Consider the following 20,118-nt stretch of genomic DNA (forward strand, 5'->3'; position numbering starts at 1 on the left):
CATTTTATCGTCTCTTTTTTGTGCATTTAGCATAATTAACTATTCAGCAATAGCCCGTCACTGCTAGAATCGGAGCTATCATCTCGCTATTAAAGGGACTCCTCATGAGCCTAGAACTTTTATCGAAATTGGAAACAAAAATCCAAGCTGCATTAGAAACTATTGAGCTACTAAAAATGGAGCTTGAGGAAGAGAAGCAGGCAAATACAGGTCTGTCAGAGCAGAACCAACAGCTACAGCAAGAACTGAACTCGTGGAACGAGAAAGTGACTGGCTTAGTTGGTCTACTCAACGACGAAGTAAACTAATAAAATTTCAAACGTTATGCAGTTTGCATCTCGTTATTCTGAGACTCAATCAACTCATTGAGTTCTAAAATAGCCTGCTTAACCTTAGGCAGGCTTTTTCTTGGCAGTAAAAACCTACCTTTATCAAATTCTAATCGCCCTAAATCCTTCACCCAGATCACCCCAGTCAAGAATATGCGCGCGTGCTTTACAATCAATTTAGGTGCATAGACAGGAAAAACTCTCACAAGACCTCCCGACAACTTTGTTTGTTGTTATTAATTTTTAAGTTGGACAGGTGTTTTACCATGAGAGTTTCATTTATTTGAGCATTTAATTGTAAATTTTTGAATCAGAATGTTATCGAAAATAAATTCCTTTTGGCAATCATATGTATAGCACAATTAGAATATATACACTTATTTCGAACTGACACTAAACCATTTTTTTGACGCGTTATTACTTGGCAGTTGTTACTTAGATTAACAATTAAACTGCTATCTCTATAGCTGTTGCTTCGCAATCAGTAAGCCGCTTTAGAAAAGACACCAAGACCAGCCATGCTTATAAATGCTATAGACACAAAAAAGGAGCCCTTAGGCTCCTCTTAGATTCAATCGATTATGACTTTGAGCTGCTTACTTTTGCGTGGCTAAGTAATAAGCGATATCCAGCAGTTCTTGGTAAGACTTTATCGCGCCAGTTTCAACACGGTATTTACCGTTTACAACGAGTGCTGGAACGCCTGAAATTTTAGCGTTTTCAGTGTCGCGCTTCATTTTAGACATCTGCGCATTCACCATAAATGATTTAGCCGCTGCATCGAATGCTTTAGGGTCTACACCATTAACAATGAAAAGACCTTTAATGTCTTCAAGGCTAGTGAAACGCTGCTTCTTATCTTGAATAGCAGAAAATAGTGCATGCTCCATCTTCTCTTCAATTTTTAGCTGGTGAGCAATAGCAAATGCACGTGACATTTCTACGCCCATTTCACGACCAATAAAATCAACGTGATTTTGCTTAAAAGTTACCCCTTCAGGAATAGTTGCTTTAATTTTTGGCACCTGCTCCTTCGCGAATGTGTAACAGTGTGGGCAATAGAAAGAGAAAAACTCAGCAATCTCTGGCTTCGCCGTACCTGGGCCTTCATTAATAACTGTGTAATGCACACCTTCTTCAAACTGAGCTGCCATTGCAGCCATAGGCGCCATCAATAGTGCAAATGCAACTAATAGAGCTTTTTTCATTTAACTTCCCCTCGATGCAAATATTGCATCACGCTAGTAATTTCGACATAACATAATGTGCTTTTGAGTCGACCTCAAGCGCAAAAGTTCATTTTTCTGTTACAAAGTACGTGGCATAAGCCTTTTAAAATCAATATTGCGGCGTCAAACTCAAAGGCATTTCATCCAATGCGGCTAATTGCTCTTTAAAAGCTAAGATCTGCTGCTCCCAGTATTTATCCTCCGCAAACCATGGGAAGTTCATTGGAAACGCAGGATCGCCCCAACGACGACTCAGCCAAGCGTTATAATGCAGCATACGCATGGCCCTTAAAGGTTCTATAAGCTTTAGCTCACGGCTATCAAACTCACAAAACTCTTCATAGCCTTCAAGTAGCACTTCCAACTGCAACAGCTGCTGCGGTCTATCACCAGCAAGCATCATCCAAATATCTTGTACAGCGGGCCCCATTTTGGCGTCATCAAGATCCACAAAACCTGGGCCGTCTGGCGTCCATAAAATATTACTTGGATGCAAATCACCATGTAAACGGATAGAGCTGTAGTTATCAGGCAGCCACAGCGTTGATGCTTTTTCTAAGATTTGCTCAACCACAGTGAAATAAGGTAGCTCTAAACTGGCAGGAATATGCCCAGAGCCTTTAAGCCACTGCAATGACTCTTCACCAAGCAACTTAGGCGACATCACGTCGCGATAGCGAAACTCAGCCTGTTTTGAATATTGATGGATACGACCAATAAAACGCCCCACTTGCTCTAGTTGATCAAGATTGTCGACTTCAAAGGCTCTGCCACCAATAGATGGGAACAGCGCAAATCTAAACCCTTGATATTCATGTAAAGACTTACCATCGATAATCACAGGTGTCGCAATCGGTACCTCTTGCTCAGCAAGAGCGGCAGAGAAATCATGTTCCTCTTGAATTTGCGCGTCACTCCATCGCTCCGGGCGATAGAACTTCACCACATAGCGTTGGCCGCGGTCACAACGGAATTGGTAAACCCTATTCTCATAGCTGTTTAACGCCAACAGTCCGGTTTCAGGATAAATCCCCAATGTTTCTATAGCCGTTAAAATTAAATCAGGCGTTAATGCCTGATAATGAAAAGCCGAGCTCGATTGCTCTGCTGATGATGACGGTGGGGTTATATTCATAGCAATTTACTCATAAGCAAATGACACCTGCCATTTGCATCTAAAATCGACTTAAAGCTGATAAGGCTTCATTAATTCAGCCAAATATACCAAAACTTCAAATTCATCTTCTCTGTCGGTAGATAACCAACAGATGTCACCATAAAACTCATAATTTAACTGTAGGTGTGAACCTTCAAACTCAAGCAGCCATTGATGACGATCTGCGCCCCATTGCCTTTCAACCACTCGGCAGTCTAGCGCCTTAGCAAAAGGCTCTGCGAATAGTTCAAACTGCTCAAAATCGATGTCAGACTGCACCGATAAACTTAAGGTTTCACGATCTAATTTGATGGACGTTAACTTCATTAGTTTACTCTTATTATTATATTTTTACCGATAAAGCAGTGCTAGCTGCTACAAGACATAATTAAGCCTTGGCCCCAATCTGGTGGCCGTTTAGCAAAATCATCAAACTCTGGCTGCTCATCAAATGGCTTTTGCAACACTTGCTGCAACTCATGTAGCGGAGTTAAATTACCCTCTTCAACAGCAACAATGGCCTCCTGAGCAAGATAATTACGCAAAATATATTTAGGGTTGACGCTATTACGCTGGCCTTGCCACTGCTCAACATCATGGATATGACCCAGTCTTTTTTGATAAGCCTCAAACCAATTATCGAAGCCATTGACATCAATAAAGTCATCTCGTAATGAGCTATGTTTAGTATGAGGATCGAGCTGACCAAAGCTGCGTAAGCTATTGGTATAATCTAAATGATTACCCTCCATCAGCATGGTAAAACCGCCGATCAATTCTAGATCGCTATTATCAAGCTCGGTATCAGTAAGTCCCTTGTTGGACTCTGCTTCTGGGCTTGTGGCTTTAGCAGGAGACACAGCCATACCTAGCTTTGCTCGCATTAAGCGTAAATACTGCTGCACCAACTCAACTTGGTATTGATTAAGCGCCGCGATAAGATCATCTGATGCAATAATAGGAGCTAATGCTTGCGCTAAACGCTGCAGGTTCCATAGCCCGATCCCCGGCTGCTGCGAAAACGCATAACGACCTTCGGGGTCTGAATGGTTACAAATAAAATCTTCTTTGAAAGTATCTAAAAACGCGAAAGGACCAAAATCGAATGAGTCACCGAGTATCGACATATTATCGGTATTCATAACGCCATGCGCAAAACCAATCGCCTGCCAATGAGCTATCATTTTAGCCGTATCGCGAACCACCTGAGTAAACCAAGCTTTATAGCCTGCAGCGTCACAGCTGAGATCTGGGTAATGCTGTTTAATCGTAAAGTTAACTAGCTGCTTTAGCTTGTCTGGCGCGCCACGCTCGCTATGGCAAAAAAACTCAAAGTGACCAAATCGAATATGACTTTTTGCTAGACGCACAGTTATAGCTGCAGTTTCTTGGGTTTCACGCCAAACTGGTAAGTCAGAGCCAATAACCGCAAGCGCTCGAGTTGTAGGCACATGCAATTGGTGTAAGGCTTCAGATATTAAAAACTCACGTACTGCTGAGCGCATAACCGCCCGGCCGTCACCGTGTCGTGAATACGGAGTTGGTCCACCGCCTTTTAAGGCAACATCCCAAGCGCCTTGTGGTCCAATAGCCTCCCCAAGGATAATTGAACGGCCATCGCCTAATTGCGGCGAATAACCACCAAACTGATGACCACTATAAACTTGGGCATAATAGCTAGCATCGGCTATTTGGGCGTTACCAGATAACCCTTGGAGTAACGCATCGCTAGGTTTTTCAATCGCAATTAAATTGGCCGCATCTTGACTCCAAGCGAGCCAGTGGGGGTTACTTATTCCTAGGGGAAACACCTGAGAATAAAATCCTGATAGTTGCTCAAAAAAATCCTGTTTTAACTGCATGCTTTACCAATCCTAGTATCTATTTTGCGACTAATGCCAACTACCTCAGGGAGATATCCTTAGTGAATTTCACTTGGTTATTCTTGTACTGTGACCACATTTTTACAGCTCAAAGACTTTTCATTCGCTTCACACTGGTAGCCACATAAATAACTATCATCTGCATCACCGTTTAAGCGGATCAAACCTTTACCTTTGGCATGGCATTGCTCAATCGTTTCGTAATAACCAGTAATAAACTCTGATGAATCGGCCACGCTTGGCTTAACTTGCCCCTCTGGGTAGTAAAGCAAAGTCCATTCTGGCGACTGAGTGCAAGCGGTAGCGACTAATGCCACTGCGCCAGCTAACCAAAGCGTTTTAAAGTTCATATTACTTGTCCTATTAAATTTAACGCGAAAAAAAAGCGAGCCCCGGATCTTTCTCTGGAGTTCGCTTTTTTGCTAACCCTTGCAGTTATTCTACACTGCTTGATTAGTAATGGGAGAGCTTTACGAGCTAGCGTTATTTACTCGCTTTAGCTTTCGCCTTTTCAATGCGAGTAATACGCCCCTCAAAACCGGTTACTGTGCCATCAGCTAAGCCATATTCAATCGCTGTTTTACAGATTGAAATTGCACTATCAAATTCACCATTATCATTCAGTAACGTTGATAGATGCATCATTGCAGTACCTTTCACTTCCGCATCAGGGTTTTCAGCTTTAACGCCTTTAACAAACGCAGCAAACACTTCTAGGTATGGTTGCGACAAACCTGCGCCATATTGCACATATTCAGCCTGCTTACGCTGTTTGTAACATTCTGCAATAGCCGCTGAAATAGCAAGATGCTCAGCAGGTGCATCAGTTGCAACGTCAAGCTCGCTAATTGATTTGGTTAATTTCGGATTAGCCCAAGATAGATCCGCTTGTGTTTGTGACCCAGTGCTTACTGCTGGCTCAACCTCAACACTAGCTGACGATTCAGGCTCGGCGCTTACTGCAGCTTCTATTGCTTGCTCAACAGGAGCTTCTACGGCTTTTTCAACTAGCGGCTCGACTGTTTTCTCAGCGATAGGTTCTGGCTCAATTTCTACTGCCGGTTCTACCTTTGCAGCGGTCTCAACTTTAGCCTCAGTTTTAACCTCGGCTTTATCGACGACTTCAGCAACTGATCCAGACTGAGTCTCAACCACTGACAGAGTCTCAACCGCTTCTTCAGCTTGTGCAACTTCTGAAACTTGCTTATCTTTAGTGATAGGCTCTGCCTGAACTTCAGCCCTAACCTTTGCTTGGACTTCAGTTTCCATAGCTTTATCCGGTTCTGGCTCAGAATCTAATTTAACTTCAGAATCCGACTTAGACTCAGAATCCTGCTTAGACTCAAAAGTTACGCCTTCAACAGTGGGTGTCGACACTTCAGCAGCATCAGGTGTCACATCCTTCATTGCAGATTCTGCAGCTTCTTGAACTGGCTCTGCTTGTTTAGCTGCCTGTTCCTTTTCAGATTTTGCTGCTTTCTGAGTGCGCGTATAGAGGTAAACACCTATTACAATCAGTAATATAATGGTTGCTTCTGTCATCATCTTCCACCTGGTTTGGCCATAAAAACATCCGCTGCATAGACTGACTCAAGTGCGGATAAGCGAAATCAATACATTATATCTAATGCATTGTTTTTCTAAATATCTGGTATTTATATCTCTTTTTCAATCGGGTATCAAAAATATTCGTTTTTTTGAATGTTTTAAAAAGATAAATAACTTAATCGCTGCTCAAATTAATTGAGCAAGTTCTCAACAGGCATAGGTTTGGCAATATAGTAACCCTGTACTAAATCTACGCCGCTATTTGCGACAAATTCATATTCTTGCAAGTTTTCCACACCTTCTGCGACCACTTTACAGTTAGCAATCGCCCCTAGCTTGGCCACTAATTTATAAATCTCTCGGCCTTTCTCTGATGTTGCATCCAGCAGCAATGACCTATCTATTTTTATCTTATTAAATGGGTATTGCAGCAGATGCGGAAACGATGCATAACCAGAGCCAAAGTCATCCATTGAAATTGTTATATTCTTTGCCTGTAATTCCTGCATGACTCGCGTTAAGTAAACCTTGTCACTTAACATTGCCTCTTCAGTAATTTCGATCTCAATCTTTGCAGGAGAAACGCCGTAATGCTCGAGGCGTCCGAGTAAGTGATTAACAAAATCAACTTGTTCTATCGAGGCAACGGAGACATTAATGGCGACCCGTGAACCATTTGCTAACGCCAGTGTTTTAATGTCAGCAAGCACTAGCTCTAACACTAACTTATCTAGCAGAGGCATTGCTTTTAGTAGTTGGAAATCTTCAATAAATACTGGCGGACATAATTTACCGCTCTCATCAATATACCGCACTAGTGCTTCATAGTTATATTGCGACGGTTCCTGCACTGACTGAATCTTTTGATAAAACATTACCAGCTTGCCTTGACGTAAAATCTTAGCAACCCGTTTTTGTGCTGATGACTGGGTAATACTATTGTTAGTAGAGTCTCGTACACTACGCAGTACATTATTAAATATTGAGCCTTCAGCAGCGGCATATTTAGTATTAGGGTCAACCGAAACCAGATGCTTACCCACATAAGCTAAATAAAAAGGTCTATAGATAAAGATACCTATCGCAATAACCACAATTTGCAGTATGGCCCCGTCGAGTTGTTCACCCATTGCAAAATAACCGCTAAATATGGGCGGCGTTAACCAATTAACAATACTCACAATTGGCGACACTATGCCTAAAGCGATACAAGCATAAACAATCACGAAGCTGACCAATGGCACCAATATAAATGGCACAATCATGATTGGATTAAACAGAATGGGCAGGCCAAAAAGTAGCACTTCGTTAATATTGAACATCACCATAGGGATCGCCACTACAGCGAGCATTTTATGGTTATATTTTTGGCTAAAGAGCAGTACACACAATAATAAACTAATGCAGTTGCCTGAGCCGCCCATCGACAAAAATGCGTCATAAAAACCTTGGCTAATAATATTGACCGAGGCTTCACCCGCTTTCCATGCATCCAGATTAGTCAGTGTGTCGGCATAGATTTGCTGCTTAACCGCAAACAGCATGTTGTGGCCATTGATACCCACTGCTCCCAATATACCAAGAAATGTTTGGTACAACAGGCCGCCAGTAAACGTTAGCGGATCTAGCCCTATCGAGGTTATCCCCTCTTTTAGGTAGCTACCTATATGCAAAACCAATTGAGACAGCAGTAATGCCAAAATAGAAAAACAAAAAATATGCACGATATATTTCATCAATCTAGAGGCGAAATCGAATGAATTTGGATCCAGCAAACGAATAGGGAAATAGAGAAAATATAGATAAGTCGCGAGTGCACTTAACAATGCTAATAACGGGTTATTTGGCAAGGTATAGCTGGTCGAAAAATCGAGATGCCCTATCGACAAGATATAAAACATCACCAAACCATAAATAATAAAAATCGCACTCGATGCGTTAGTTTTTTGCGACAGATAATAACTGGCAATAATACAAAATGTGGTTGGATACAGGTTAATTAATATATTGGAGACATAAAACAGCAGCTCCGAGACATAATCAATCTCAAGCGCACTAAAGCCGTGACCAAGCAACATAGCTAGCGAGTTCGCTAACGTGATAGGCAGCAGCAATAAAGCAATTGCCGCTAAGTCTGATAAATAGAGTTTGGAGTCCTTACTCCAATTTGAAACTCTCGCTAAAATATTGCTTAAAATCATGCATTAAAACCTTGGGCTAACCCAAAAAAATTGAGTGATATTGACTGCTCACTATGCCTAAAACCGATAATGACGGCATTAGACTATTTGTGCAAAATGAACCTAGCTAACAATTAAAACCGAATTGCTAAACCTAACTTATAACGCGCTTCACCTTCAGCACTAAACACCGGATAATTATTTTTAAATTCAGGTTTTACCTCGGCTTCATCACTAGCAACACCAAGTTGAATACTGTCGGCCGCGAGTAGATTTACCACTTCAAAAGTAATCGCTAGATAATCAGTAATATTGAAGCTACTACTAAAATCAACGCTGCCGTAGGCTTGATGCTCACGATTACCGTAATAGCCTGGTAACTCTCGGATCATATAAGCACTGCGCCAGTTATAAGCAAGACGCGCGGTAAAGTCATCATCTTGGTAATAACCCACTAAGTTAACCGTGTGCCTCGATGAATCTGAAAATACGCCTATTTGATCTGGATAATAATGTGCAGGTGCTGTTGAATCTGCAAACGTATAATTTGCCGTGTAGCCAAATCCATTTTCAAAACCCGTTTGCAACTGCAACTCAACACCCTGTATAGAACCACCAGAGCCATTTTTTTTAGTCGAGACTGTCCAGCTATCCTTGCCAGAATCAGGATCAACAATACCTACACTCTGATCTAACAGCTGTTCGGATGTAATAAACGAGCTGATATCTTTAATAAAATATGTCGCGGAAACTAAGCTAAGAGAATTAAAGTACCACTCTAGCCCCAACTCAGCTTGGGTGGCTTTAAATGGCTTTAATGCGATATTACCTTTATCAACCACTTCATTATCAATGATATTGTCACCAAAACCTGACAATGCTGATGAAGCAAACATATCGTCATAATTAGGCCGTGACATCACTTGTGATGCTGCCGCACGCACAATCACATTATTCGACACATCATAAGCAATATTGATACTGGGTAAAAAATCACTATAACTTGAGCTTTGAGTACTTAGGTCATCGGCATAAGTACCATCTGCTTTAAGCTGATAATAGTCAGATGACACATCTGTCGAGATATAACGTAGGCCAACATTACCTCTGAGGCGCTCTGACTCGAAGTTCGCCATTAGGTATATCGCCAAATTTTGCTCACTTATAGTACCGTAGCCCGATTTATAAACCTGACCGGTGCTGTGAAAATGGCTAATTGCTGCCTTAGCGTCATTGAGCATTGCGTCAAGCATAGGCTTAGGTAGGGTAAATCCACCACCAGAAGAAACCGTTCCTGCATAATAAGCCGAAGCGTTTTTTGCAATAAGATTCGGCTTTACTATGCCTTCAAAAGACTCTTGTTTTACCTCGTGTTCTGCCCAACTAGCTCCCGCTTTAATCGTTGTAAATAATCCCAACTCAACCGGCACTGTTAAATCAAATTTTGCATAGGTTTCGTCATCTGAGTTTGGTTGCTTTCTTAGCGACCAAGCTTCTGGGGCTAATGGTCCATTAAAATCTTCTGCACGAAATACCTTATTCGCAATATCAATATTAATCATATCTCCAGTGGCATCATAAGTCCCTGCAAAGTCACCGGGCAGCCCTAACCAAAATCCATAGTTTGCCGTGGTATTAGTGCCACCTTCAGACTGAGTGTTCCCCACTAAGCCCTCAAGGGTGTAATAATCAGTTTCATAGGTAAAATCTAAATCATAGGTATTAGAGTCCATACTGGCTTCACGTACCCAAGTTTGCCCCCAAGCAGGACTGCTATCATAGGCATCGCGACGATAAAAAATACAAGTGCCAGCTGTATTTCTTTTTTCACATGCTGCTTCTTTATCATCAGCAAATATCAAAAATAATGAGGTATTTGCATTGTTAGCTTGCATATCCAATTGCATGATGTTCAAGCCAAACTCTACACTTTCTGTCGGGCGATACTGCAAAACGGCATTGATGGCGGTATGCTCTCTTTGCTGTTCAAAGGTTGTTGGTACAATATCACCCCAACCAATTTGCGACTCGATTCCATTGCGCTGATATTGGGTTTTAGCGTCGGTTACTGCCAACAAAACACCTAGGCTTTCAGCGTTATTTTTCCAGCTATATAAACCTGAAAACTCTGGGTCCAGCTCTTCAGATACTGAACCGTAATCTTGCTTGCTACTGAAGAAAATTGAATTGGCTGCCAACTCTAATGGTTTGCGGGTATTAATAATAACGGTACCACCCACACCACCTTCAGCGATGTCCGCTTGAGAAGATTTATAAACCTCAATTTCGCCTATCATTTCAGGTGGCAGCAAAGTGTAGTTAAAGCTACGGTCAGTGGTTTGTTGATCAAACCACCCCGTTGAAGCAACCGAATGACCATTTAATAAGGTACTAGTCAGTTGATTTGATGCTCCGCGAATAGAGACTTGCTGCCCTTGACCAAACTGACGATTTACCGCGACACCCGGTACTCGCGCCAAAGACTCACCTACATCACTATCTGGAAACTTACCAATATCCTCTGCAGTCACCACATCGACAACAGCATCAGCAAATCTTTTACTATTTATAGAGGCCTTCATTGAAGCTTGAATGCCACGCACTTCTATTATTTCCATCGCTGGGTTAGCAACGTAACTAGTAGACTCGGTTGCTGTAGCTAAGCGTATTGGCAACATTGAGCACAAAATTACCAGCTTAATCTTCAACACGTTAGGTTTAAGCGCAAATTGTTTTGCTGCTTTACATACCAATAAAAACGCATTTTTAATGTCAATATTCATTTTACTTATGGTGTCACATCTATCGGCTTTAGATCTTAATTCAGCACAACGTGGCCCATAGGAATAACAGCTGTTATTCCCTGAATTAAGTAAATTGGGTTTTCTTGGACTTACCAGCGACTTAAGGAAGGTGCATTGGAAGTTAACGGTATTACTAATAAAAAATTACAGACCTAGAAACTTAATTTTCAATGTGAAAATCATAACCTTGAGCAATGGAAAGCTGGATGATTTAAACGAGTAAAAAGTATCCTTGGCTCAATATTTATTTACGCTAATTTGCCACCGGCAATTTATCAGCTCAAAGCAGGGCGGCGGATTTTAAGCCAGTGCGGATCATTCTGACAAGCGGTAATTTTATCATCAGCAACAAAATATTGATTTACTGCAATTTAAGCACTTAGACCAAACCTGCATTTGCTAAAGTTAAACCAATATTTTGTGCACATCTTCAAAGTTTAACGCTTAAATTTTGTCAGCTCATACTAAGCCTTTTATTATATGAATACCCCAGTAAGGCACTAAGGTATCCCATGGCATTTGAACAGCTTCTCAGTGGCAAGCTTCTTCGCGAATTCGAAACAATTTCCGCTATGGTGAAAATCTATTGCAAAGCTCACCATAAGGATGCATCCGCTCATCCATGCGTCGAGTGCGATGACTTTATCGAATATGCTCACACCCGCTTAGATCGTTGCCCTTACGGTCAAGAAAAGCCAACCTGCAATAAATGTCCAGTGCATTGTTATAAGCCACATATGAAAGCTAAAGCACGCGAAATTATGATTTTTGCAGGCCCTAGAATGCTGCTACCACATCCAATAATGGCTATACGTCACTTGATGTCGGAACGTAAACCTGCGCAAGGAAAACCACCTAAAGCACACTCTAATCGCCATCAGCGAATTAGCATTTCGAATCAAGATTAATATCTAAACTTGCCTTCGTTGTCGTAAGTAAATTCACAGCCGAAAAAGCCTTGTTACATAAGGCTTTTATTCTAGATTTATAATTTTTTCAATCCAGTTCCAACCCTGTCCTTGTCGTATATAGAATTCACTACTAGACTTTTGAAAAGTAAAAGGACTTATTCCAAACTGAGGCTAATTTAGCTCAGTTGCGGTTTACGGCACGGAGGCTGGTAGTTTGAGCAAAGAAATCCTGCTCGTTGAAGATAACAAAGTCATGCAACTATTGATGACTAACAAACTGTCTTCACGAGGTTACCAAGTAGTCACAGCACTCAACGGTGTTGAGGCGCTCGCTCAACTAGAAAAGCACCCTTCTATTCAACTTGTGTTGAGCGACTGGATGATGCCTGAGCTAAACGGTATCGAACTTTGCTTCCATTTAAAATCCCCCGATTATGGCCGCTATATTTTCTTTGTCTTATTGTCCGGCCGCGATGATGATGACTCTATCGTTGAGGGAATTAATGCTGGCGCCGATGACTTTGTTGCCAAAGAAACCAATATCAATGAGCTCGATGCTAGGTTAAAGGCAGGGTTTAGAACCTTAGAATTACACAATCAACTGGTTGCTAAAAATATCGAGTTAGACCGCGCTTACGCCACCATTCATCAAGACTTAGACTCGGCCAACGCGCTAATTCAGCGCATGTTACCTAGCCAAACCACCTTTCCCGGAGTCGAACTACATTATACCCATGTACCCAGCGCGCAAATTGGCGGTGACATGCTAGGTTGCATGCAACTCGATGAAGAGCATGTCGCAGTTTACTTATTTGATGTTGCAGGGCATGGAGTAGCCTCTGCATTAATGTCTTTTGCCATCCAGCAAAGTATTAGCGCTAATTCAGGTACCCATTCCAATGTAAAACGAAAGAAAGATACCGACCCGTTTTATATACTGAGAGATCCTAGCGAGGTACTTTCTCGCCTCAATCAAAGTTATCTAAGCCAAGACAATAACAACCTATATTTCACCATGGTCTACGCGGTGTTAAATATCCGCAACGGCACCTTAAGCTACGCCAGTGCCGGTCATCCTCCGATGATTTGGTTGCAAACCAACAAGCAATCCTCGCAGTTTATTGAACAAGACAGCTTTGTCGCTGGCATGTTTGATTTTGCCAGTTACAAAACAGAGCAGGTGCAACTTAATCACGGCGATCGCCTATTTCTATATTCAGATGGCATAACTGAAGCCGAATCAGCCAATAAACAACAATACTCAGAGGTCGGCCTTAAACAACTAGTACAAGAGTTAGCTCATAAGCCTGCAAATGCGCAAACCGAAACCATAGTCAATATTGTAAAAAACTGGTGTGGCATTGAACAATTTGACGACGACATCAGCTTGTTAACCTTTGAATGGAAAGGTAATTAAAAGAGGAAATATTATGCAATTCGAAATAATTGAGAAAGGCCAATATACAGTCATTCAGGTCAATGAAGCTCGATTTGACGCCAAACTTGCCCCCTCTTTTCGCGAAGAGCTTGAAAGTATCAAAGGCAATATACGCGACCATTTAGTCCTCGACTTGGGTGGCGTGCGCTTTATGGATAGCAGTGGTCTTGGTGCCGTGATGGGAGCCTATAAAATGCTGCGCAACACTAAGATCAGTATAGTTAATCCACAAAAACCTATTGTCGATCTCCTCAAACTAACCCGTATGGATAAGTTAATTCTCAGTCACCCAACAATTGAAGCAGCAGTCGCTGCAACCGCTTAGTACAGAGGTAAATGTAATGAAAGGGATGATCCTCGCCGCAGGAAAAGGCACACGAATAAAACCTATCTCTGATGCGATGCCAAAACCTATGATTCCAATCCTAGGCAAGCCTGTAATGGAATCAATGATTGAACTATTTGCTAAGCATAGTATTGATAAAATTGTTATCAACACTAGTCACTTAGCTGAGGTTATTGAAAACTACTTTGGTGATGGCCACCATTTCAATGTGCAGCTTTCCTATTCTTATGAAGCCAAAGAGGTTAATGGAAAATTTGTTAGCCAGGCCCTAGGAAGCGCAGGTGGTATGAGAAAAGTCCAAGATTTTTCCGGTTTTTTTGACGAAACTTTTGTGGTGGTGTGTGGTGATGCTTGGATAGATCTAGATCTAAAACAAGCCATTGAACACCATAAAAAACATGGTGGACTCGCCACCATTATTACCCGCGAAGTCGACCCATCAGAAGTCAGTAAATACGGAGTGGTGGTTACTGACAAATTTAATCAGGTTACCAGCTTTCAAGAAAAGCCTGCTGCAGAAGAAGCACTATCTAATAACATCAATACTGGGATTTATATCTTTGAACCCGCAATTTTCGACTTTATCCCCAAGAATATTGAATTTGATATCGGTAGCGACTTATTTCCGTTACTCGTAGAGAGGCAGGCTAACTTCTACGCGATAAAAATGGATTTTCAGTGGCTCGATGTCGGTAAAGTAAAAGATGTATGGCAAGTCACCAGCGACATACTCAATGGCAAAGTCAAAGGTTACCCCATTCCAGGAACTCAAGTGTCACCGGGAATATGGGTAGGCATAAATACTTGCGTAGACATCACCAAGTGCAAAATCACCCCTCCAGTTCTGATCCACAGTGGTTCTGAAGTTCAAGACGGTGCCACGATTATCGGCCCAGCTGTAATCGGTGCTAATTGTGTGGTTGAAAGTAAAAGCCTTGTCAGTAATACACTTATTTGCGACTACATTCATCTAGCGAATGACGCCTATATCGTTAATAAAACTATGTTTGGCGATTACCTATTAGGCCATGATGGCTACACCCAAAAGTTAACCGAATGCCAATACGTACATATTCTTAAAAACCGTAATGTCTCTAGGCCATTACTCGCAAAATCAAATAGCGAAGACGCGGAAAATCGACCGCTAAAGTCAACTGGAACTTCGGCAATTTTGCAGCAAGTAAAATAGGAATTTATCAGTGAATACAAGGACGTTTCACAAACAATATATCAGCAGTTTAGAAGCCTCACGCCTTGTGGCTGATGACATAGTGCCTTTTTGGCAACAACTCAATATAGATCTCAGCATCATTGGCCAAATGGAGCTTTGCCTTGTTGAAATTGTTAATAACGTCTTTGAGCATGCTTATGGCAACACAGAGGGGCCACTATTCGACATAAGCTCGCATCTCAATGACAAACAACAACTCACCATCGAGATCTCTGACTATGGCAACGCCATGCCTAAACATATTCTTGAGGACTTACCTACAGCAGACTTTGTTGAACCAGTAGCAGATGATCCAACAACTTGGCTGCAAAGCAGTAGAGGCTTGAAGATCGTACAAGAGTTAACAGACACCATAGAGTACACATCAACAGATAAACGCAACACATTCAAACTCTTAAAAGAAGCAGGTTAGAGCTGGATTGATGCCTTTAGCCCTGTTAGCTGATGGTTAGGCTAACAGTACGCATACGGAGAATAGCTAAATGGATTTTTACTTTAATGAGTTTGAAAAGCGCAAACCTCCACAAGCAACACCATATAGCTTACCGAGAGAATTGCTTTATCAATACCTAGCAACCTGCAATATCTGCCTCGGGCTGTGGTATCTCATTTGGCGCTGGGGCTTTGCCTTAAACTATGACGCTATGTGGTTTTCACTGCCACTAGCCTTTGCAGAATCATGTGCATTTATCGGTACAATGTTATTTACTTTTAATCTTTGGAAAACCAAAGACGAGCCACAACAAAGTCCGCCAAGCTCAATCAATCAATGTATTAAAGAGCCAATGGATGACCGGCCTATAAGTGTCGATATTCTATTTCCCACTTATGATGAAGAGCCTGAGCTTGTTGCTTTGAGCATTAAAGATGCCCTCAAAATAACCTACCCACACGACATTGAAATGCGGATCTTCATTCTCGATGACGGAAGAAGACCCGAAATGGCACTGTTAGCTGCCGATCTCAAGGTTGAGTACATTACTCGAGACAGCAATATTGGCTATAAAGCGGGTAATTTGAGAAATGCGCTTGAGCAAACCTATGGTGATTTCATTGTCATTTGCGACGCTGATACCCGTCCCTTCCCTACCATGCTAGCTAACACCTTAGGTTATTTTAAAGATCCCGATGTTGCATGGGTACAAACCCCTCAGTGGTTTTTTGATCTCCCTGCAGGAGAACGTTTGCCTTTATGGCTCAAACGTCGCCTCGGTACGCCATTTGGCTGGCTCGGCAGTGCTTTTGAAAAACTCTATGGCCCAGTCACACTAGGCAAAGACCCATTCGCCAATGACCCACAAATGTTTTACGACGTTATTCAGCGTAGGCGTAATTGGGCAAATGCATCGTTTTGCTGCGGTGCTGGCTCGATTCACCGCCGAGAAGCAGTTATGGAGGCTGCGCTGCGTAGCTATAGTCAGCAAATTAGCCAAGAGCATGACGCGGTAGAAAAGCAAATTCGAAAACTGACTAAAGAAAAACAAGTCGATAGCAGTATCTCCAGTAATCTACGCCAAGAGATCATCTTCGATACTGAATTTACCCCCTACAAATTCCATGTCTCAGAAGATATTTATACCTCACTAATTCTACATGGCGATACTGAACGTCAATGGCGTTCTATCCAGCATCCGCAGATAGAAAGCAAAATGCTGTCGCCGCAAGACTTACAAAGCTGGACCGTGCAACGCTTTAAATACTCTGGTGGCTCGATTGATATCTTTATGAACGATAACCCTTTGTTCAAAAAAGGCATGAGTCTCAAACAAAAGTTTATGTATGGAGCAAGCTTCTGGTCTAACTTATCAGCTATCTGGAATATCATTTTCCTCGCCTGCCCCATTGTTTACTTTCTCACAAGCATCGCGCCTGTTAGCGCTTACGACACTACCTTCTATTTGCACTTTTTACCCTTTGTGATCACTGCCGAACTGGCAATGATGGTCGGAACATGGGGCGTTGCGGGGTATCAAGGTAAAACTAACTTTTTATCCTTTTTCCCAGTTAATTTAAAAGCCCTATGGACGGTATTACGCGGCAAGAAGATCAGCTTTCCCACCACACCGAAAAATCGACAACAGGGACGATTTTTACACTTAGTGATCCCACAGATTGCTGTTCTAGCATTAAGTGCAGCCAGCATGGGGTTTGCCTGGTATGCCTATAGCGCTCAACTATTTGGTAACTACTCCCTCGGCGGCTTAATTTTAAATAGTTTTTGGGCCCTCAATAACATGATGGCGATGTGGGGAATGATCGCCGCAGCTTGCTGGTCGCCACCAGCGTCCAATGAACCCAGCCAAGTAAACGTAGAGGAGTTAAATTATGGAATCGACTAGCTCATGGGTTAAAGCGCGCCACCACATTGTTTTTTTAGCAGGCCTTTTTACCGCTTTAGTCATTGCATTTACGATTGAAACTCGTGAATACAATCAAGTGTTGGGTAACCTGTCGTTTACTCCAAGCGAGCCAATTCCTTTCCGAGAAAGTCGGGTATTAACCGATGAAGAATATCAATGGGCCAATATTGCATGGCAGTATTTTGAAAATAACTATCAAGACAACACCGGCTTAGTCAATTCTGTAGACGGTTACCCATCTACAACCATGTGGGATACGGCTTCATATTTAATGGCCTTGATTTCAGCCCATAGGCTCAATGTTATAGGCTTTGAAGAATTTAGCCTTAAAACCGAAAAAGCCCTTAATTCACTCGCGCGCCTGCCATTAGTAAGAGACGAACTTCCCAACAAAGCCTACAACACTCAAACATTGGCCATGGTTGATTACGACAATACCCCTGTAGAAGGCGGCATCGGCTGGTCGGCCATTGATATTGGCCGAATATTGGTGCCGATGAATATTTTAATCTGGCAGTACCCGCAATTTAATCGCCAAGTAAATGCGGTATTAGAGCATTGGCAAATTACCGCCATGACCATAGATGGATACATGTATGGCTCGAGGCTCTCAGTCAGCAATACAATTGAGCTAGTACAAGAGGGGCGAATTGGCTATGAAGAATATGCTTCTAAAGCATTAAGCTTAATGGGGCGCGATGTATTTAACGCCCTTAAATATGCTGACTACTTAAAACTTATCAACATTAACGGCGTAGACATTCCGACCGATAGCCGCGATCCAGCCAAGTATCACGCTCATAACTATGTTGTGAGTGAATCTTATATTCTCGACAGCATAGAATTTGGCGGCGACAGTATCTCTAAGGTATTTGCCTATCGTGTTTATAAAGCGCAAGAAGCGCGCTTTCAACAAGAAGGCATCCTTACAGCCGTAAGCGAGGATCATATCGACCAAGCGCCTTACTTTGTTTACAACACAGTGTTTTCAGATGGCAAAAAGTGGAACTCAATTACTGATACGGGCGAAGACGCCTCTGCTTACAAAACCCTGTCAACCAAAGCAGCCTTTGGCTGGTACTCGCTATACGACACCCCATATGCAACCAAATTAATCAACGGTGTCAACCAGCTTAACTCCGACTCCGAAGGTTGGTATTCAGGCCTATATGAAAGCAATGGCGAAATAAATAAAACGCTTACCGCAAACACCAATGGCATTGTTTTAGAGTCACTCGCCTATATCCAGAGTGGTTCTTTACTCAATATTGGTGTTGATGCTCAACAATAAAGGGGACTGTATGCGCTTAGTACCACTATTATGCTTAACATGTGCCCTGACAGCTTGCGGCAATAGCTATCAAGGCTTTTCAAATGACATTGTCAAACGACACAGCCACTGGGATACACCAGAGCCACGCTCTGGAGATCTCACCGAAAAAGAACTAGAAATGGCAATCATTGCCTGGAAGTACTTTGAAAATAACTATCAAGAATCCACCGGGCTGGTTAATGCGGTAAATAACTATCCGTCGGTTACCTGGTGGGATGCATCATCTTACTTAGCAGGCATGGTGAGCGCATTAGAGTTTGGCATCATTAAGCGCGAAGAGTTTGATCGCCGCTTTACCAAATTTATTACCACTCTCAACACCATTGACTTGTTTATGGGCGAGTTACCCAATAAAGCCTACAACACACAAAACGCTGCAAAAGTAGATTACGCTAACCAGCCAGGTGAAATTGGCTATTCAGCTTTAGATCTAGGAAGACTACTTATCTGGCTACACATCATTAAGCATCGTTTTCCGCAATATGCCAGTGCTATCGACTCAGCAGTTTTGCGCTGGAACTTTTGCAATGTTGTTGATGAAAACGGCACCATGTTTGGCGCACTTCTAGAACCAGGCAAGCCAGTTCAGTACTTACAAGAAGGCCGCTTAGGCTATGAAGAATATGCAGCCAAAGGGTTTGAGCTGTGGGGTTTTAATGCCGATCAAGCATTGATGCCTGAGCCTTACGCAACAATCAACATGTACGGCTATGATATCCCTTACGACACACGAGACCCCCGCAAACTCAAAGCCCATAGTTATGTAGTAACAGAGAGTTATGTTTTAGACGGTATTGAACTTGGTTGGGACGTTACGAGTGATAGATCTGCCCACGACGATGATTATAGTCACGAATGGGTCGCTGACTTTGCGCTGCAAATCTATCGAGTACAAGAGAAGCGTTATCACGAGACAGGCATTATTACCGCTCGTACTGAGCATCAATTGGCAGGCGCGCCCTACTTTGTTTACGATACTATTTATACCGATGGGTTTGCTTGGAATACCATTTCAGAGGCCGGAGAGTTCCTACCCCAATATGCTGCGGTAGCGATTAAAGGTGCCATGGGTATGTGGGTATTATGGGACACTGAGTATACCGATTTGCTGTTTGAGCATGTGAGCAATGTTTACGACCGAGAGAAAGGCTTTTACGAAGGTATTTATGAAAATGGCACAGGCTTAATCAATACTTTTACCTCAAACAACAACGGTATTTTATTAGAGATCTTGCTATACAAAAAACAAGGCAAACTGCTGCAATATCAAGATAAAACTGCGCCAAGCCTTTGGGATAAAGCGCTCAATAATCCTTTTGAATATCAAAGCCAATGCTTACCTAAACAGTTAGCATCGCAATAAGGCCTTC

General features: G+C 42.3%; 18 protein-coding genes. 9 read left to right on the forward strand and 9 right to left on the reverse strand.

Features of this window, described 5'->3' with window-relative positions; translation table 11 throughout:
• The first annotated feature begins 104 nt into the window (after window positions 1-104).
• Window positions 105-308, forward strand: a complete 204-nt coding sequence (zapB, locus tag L2740_RS18760; RefSeq protein WP_248471477.1) for a cell division protein ZapB — start codon at window positions 105-107, stop codon at window positions 306-308.
• A 14-nt stretch (window positions 309-322) separates the two neighbouring features.
• Here the strand turns inward: zapB and L2740_RS18765 are convergent, their stop codons facing one another.
• The 9 genes from L2740_RS18765 to L2740_RS18805 all read right to left on the reverse strand — a co-directional run bounded on the left by L2740_RS18765 (window position 323) and on the right by L2740_RS18805 (window position 11,108).
• Window positions 323-535, reverse strand: a complete 213-nt coding sequence (locus L2740_RS18765; RefSeq protein WP_028767420.1) for a DUF1107 domain-containing protein — start codon at window positions 533-535, stop codon at window positions 323-325.
• A gap of 390 nt (window positions 536-925) precedes the next feature.
• A complete protein-coding gene (locus L2740_RS18770) occupies window positions 926-1,537 on the reverse strand; it encodes a thiol:disulfide interchange protein DsbA/DsbL (RefSeq protein ID WP_248951581.1) in 612 nt (203 codons plus the stop codon).
• Window positions 1,538-1,667: 130 nt separating this feature from the next.
• Window positions 1,668-2,693 (reverse strand): serine/threonine protein kinase, encoded by a 1,026-nt coding sequence (locus tag L2740_RS18775; protein ID WP_248951582.1) that lies wholly within the window; start codon window positions 2,691-2,693, stop codon window positions 1,668-1,670.
• Between the two features lie 51 nt (window positions 2,694-2,744).
• Entirely contained in the window at window positions 2,745-3,041 is a 297-nt protein-coding gene (locus L2740_RS18780; RefSeq protein ID WP_248471481.1) for a DUF3630 family protein, read from the reverse strand.
• Window positions 3,042-3,082: 41 nt separating this feature from the next.
• Window positions 3,083-4,576, reverse strand: a complete 1,494-nt coding sequence (locus tag L2740_RS18785) for a protein adenylyltransferase SelO (RefSeq protein ID WP_248951583.1) — start codon at window positions 4,574-4,576, stop codon at window positions 3,083-3,085.
• Window positions 4,577-4,653: 77 nt separating this feature from the next.
• On the reverse strand, window positions 4,654-4,947 hold the full coding sequence (locus L2740_RS18790) for a hypothetical protein (protein ID WP_248951584.1): 294 nt from the start codon (window positions 4,945-4,947) through the stop codon (window positions 4,654-4,656).
• A gap of 133 nt (window positions 4,948-5,080) precedes the next feature.
• A complete protein-coding gene (locus L2740_RS18795) occupies window positions 5,081-6,142 on the reverse strand; it encodes a hypothetical protein (protein WP_248951585.1) in 1,062 nt (353 codons plus the stop codon).
• 194 nt (window positions 6,143-6,336) lie between these two features.
• The gene (locus L2740_RS18800; RefSeq protein ID WP_248951586.1) at window positions 6,337-8,346 is read right to left on the reverse strand and encodes an EAL domain-containing protein; all 2,010 of its coding nucleotides are present in this window, start codon (window positions 8,344-8,346) and stop codon (window positions 6,337-6,339) included.
• A 113-nt stretch (window positions 8,347-8,459) separates the two neighbouring features.
• A complete protein-coding gene (locus L2740_RS18805) occupies window positions 8,460-11,108 on the reverse strand; it encodes a TonB-dependent receptor (protein WP_420833546.1) in 2,649 nt (882 codons plus the stop codon).
• Between the two features lie 533 nt (window positions 11,109-11,641).
• Here L2740_RS18805 and L2740_RS18810 point away from each other — a divergent pair.
• The 8 genes from L2740_RS18810 (at window position 11,642) to L2740_RS18845 (ending at window position 20,111) form a co-directional block, all read left to right on the forward strand.
• Entirely contained in the window at window positions 11,642-12,037 is a 396-nt protein-coding gene (locus L2740_RS18810) for a nitrous oxide-stimulated promoter family protein (RefSeq protein WP_248951587.1), read from the forward strand.
• A gap of 217 nt (window positions 12,038-12,254) precedes the next feature.
• Window positions 12,255-13,457 (forward strand): PP2C family protein-serine/threonine phosphatase, encoded by a 1,203-nt coding sequence (locus tag L2740_RS18815; protein WP_248951588.1) that lies wholly within the window; start codon window positions 12,255-12,257, stop codon window positions 13,455-13,457.
• Between the two features lie 13 nt (window positions 13,458-13,470).
• Window positions 13,471-13,803 (forward strand): STAS domain-containing protein, encoded by a 333-nt coding sequence (locus L2740_RS18820; RefSeq protein WP_248471488.1) that lies wholly within the window; start codon window positions 13,471-13,473, stop codon window positions 13,801-13,803.
• Between the two features lie 16 nt (window positions 13,804-13,819).
• A complete protein-coding gene (locus tag L2740_RS18825) occupies window positions 13,820-15,013 on the forward strand; it encodes a nucleotidyltransferase family protein (protein ID WP_248951589.1) in 1,194 nt (397 codons plus the stop codon).
• 10 nt (window positions 15,014-15,023) lie between these two features.
• Entirely contained in the window at window positions 15,024-15,467 is a 444-nt protein-coding gene (locus L2740_RS18830) for an ATP-binding protein (RefSeq protein ID WP_248951590.1), read from the forward strand.
• 70 nt (window positions 15,468-15,537) lie between these two features.
• Window positions 15,538-17,394, forward strand: a complete 1,857-nt coding sequence (locus L2740_RS18835; protein WP_248951591.1) for a glycosyltransferase family 2 protein — start codon at window positions 15,538-15,540, stop codon at window positions 17,392-17,394.
• Window positions 17,381-18,706: a DUF3131 domain-containing protein gene (locus L2740_RS18840; protein ID WP_248951592.1), complete on the forward strand. Its 1,326-nt coding sequence runs from the start codon at window positions 17,381-17,383 to the stop codon at window positions 18,704-18,706. Before L2740_RS18835 ends, L2740_RS18840 begins: the two co-directional genes overlap by 14 nt.
• 10 nt (window positions 18,707-18,716) lie before the next feature.
• Window positions 18,717-20,111 (forward strand): DUF3131 domain-containing protein, encoded by a 1,395-nt coding sequence (locus L2740_RS18845; RefSeq protein WP_248951593.1) that lies wholly within the window; start codon window positions 18,717-18,719, stop codon window positions 20,109-20,111.
• Window positions 20,112-20,118 lie beyond the last annotated feature (7 nt).

This window comes from Shewanella pneumatophori (assembly GCF_023283895.1).
Classification (GTDB): Bacteria; Pseudomonadota; Gammaproteobacteria; order Enterobacterales; family Shewanellaceae; genus Shewanella; species Shewanella pneumatophori.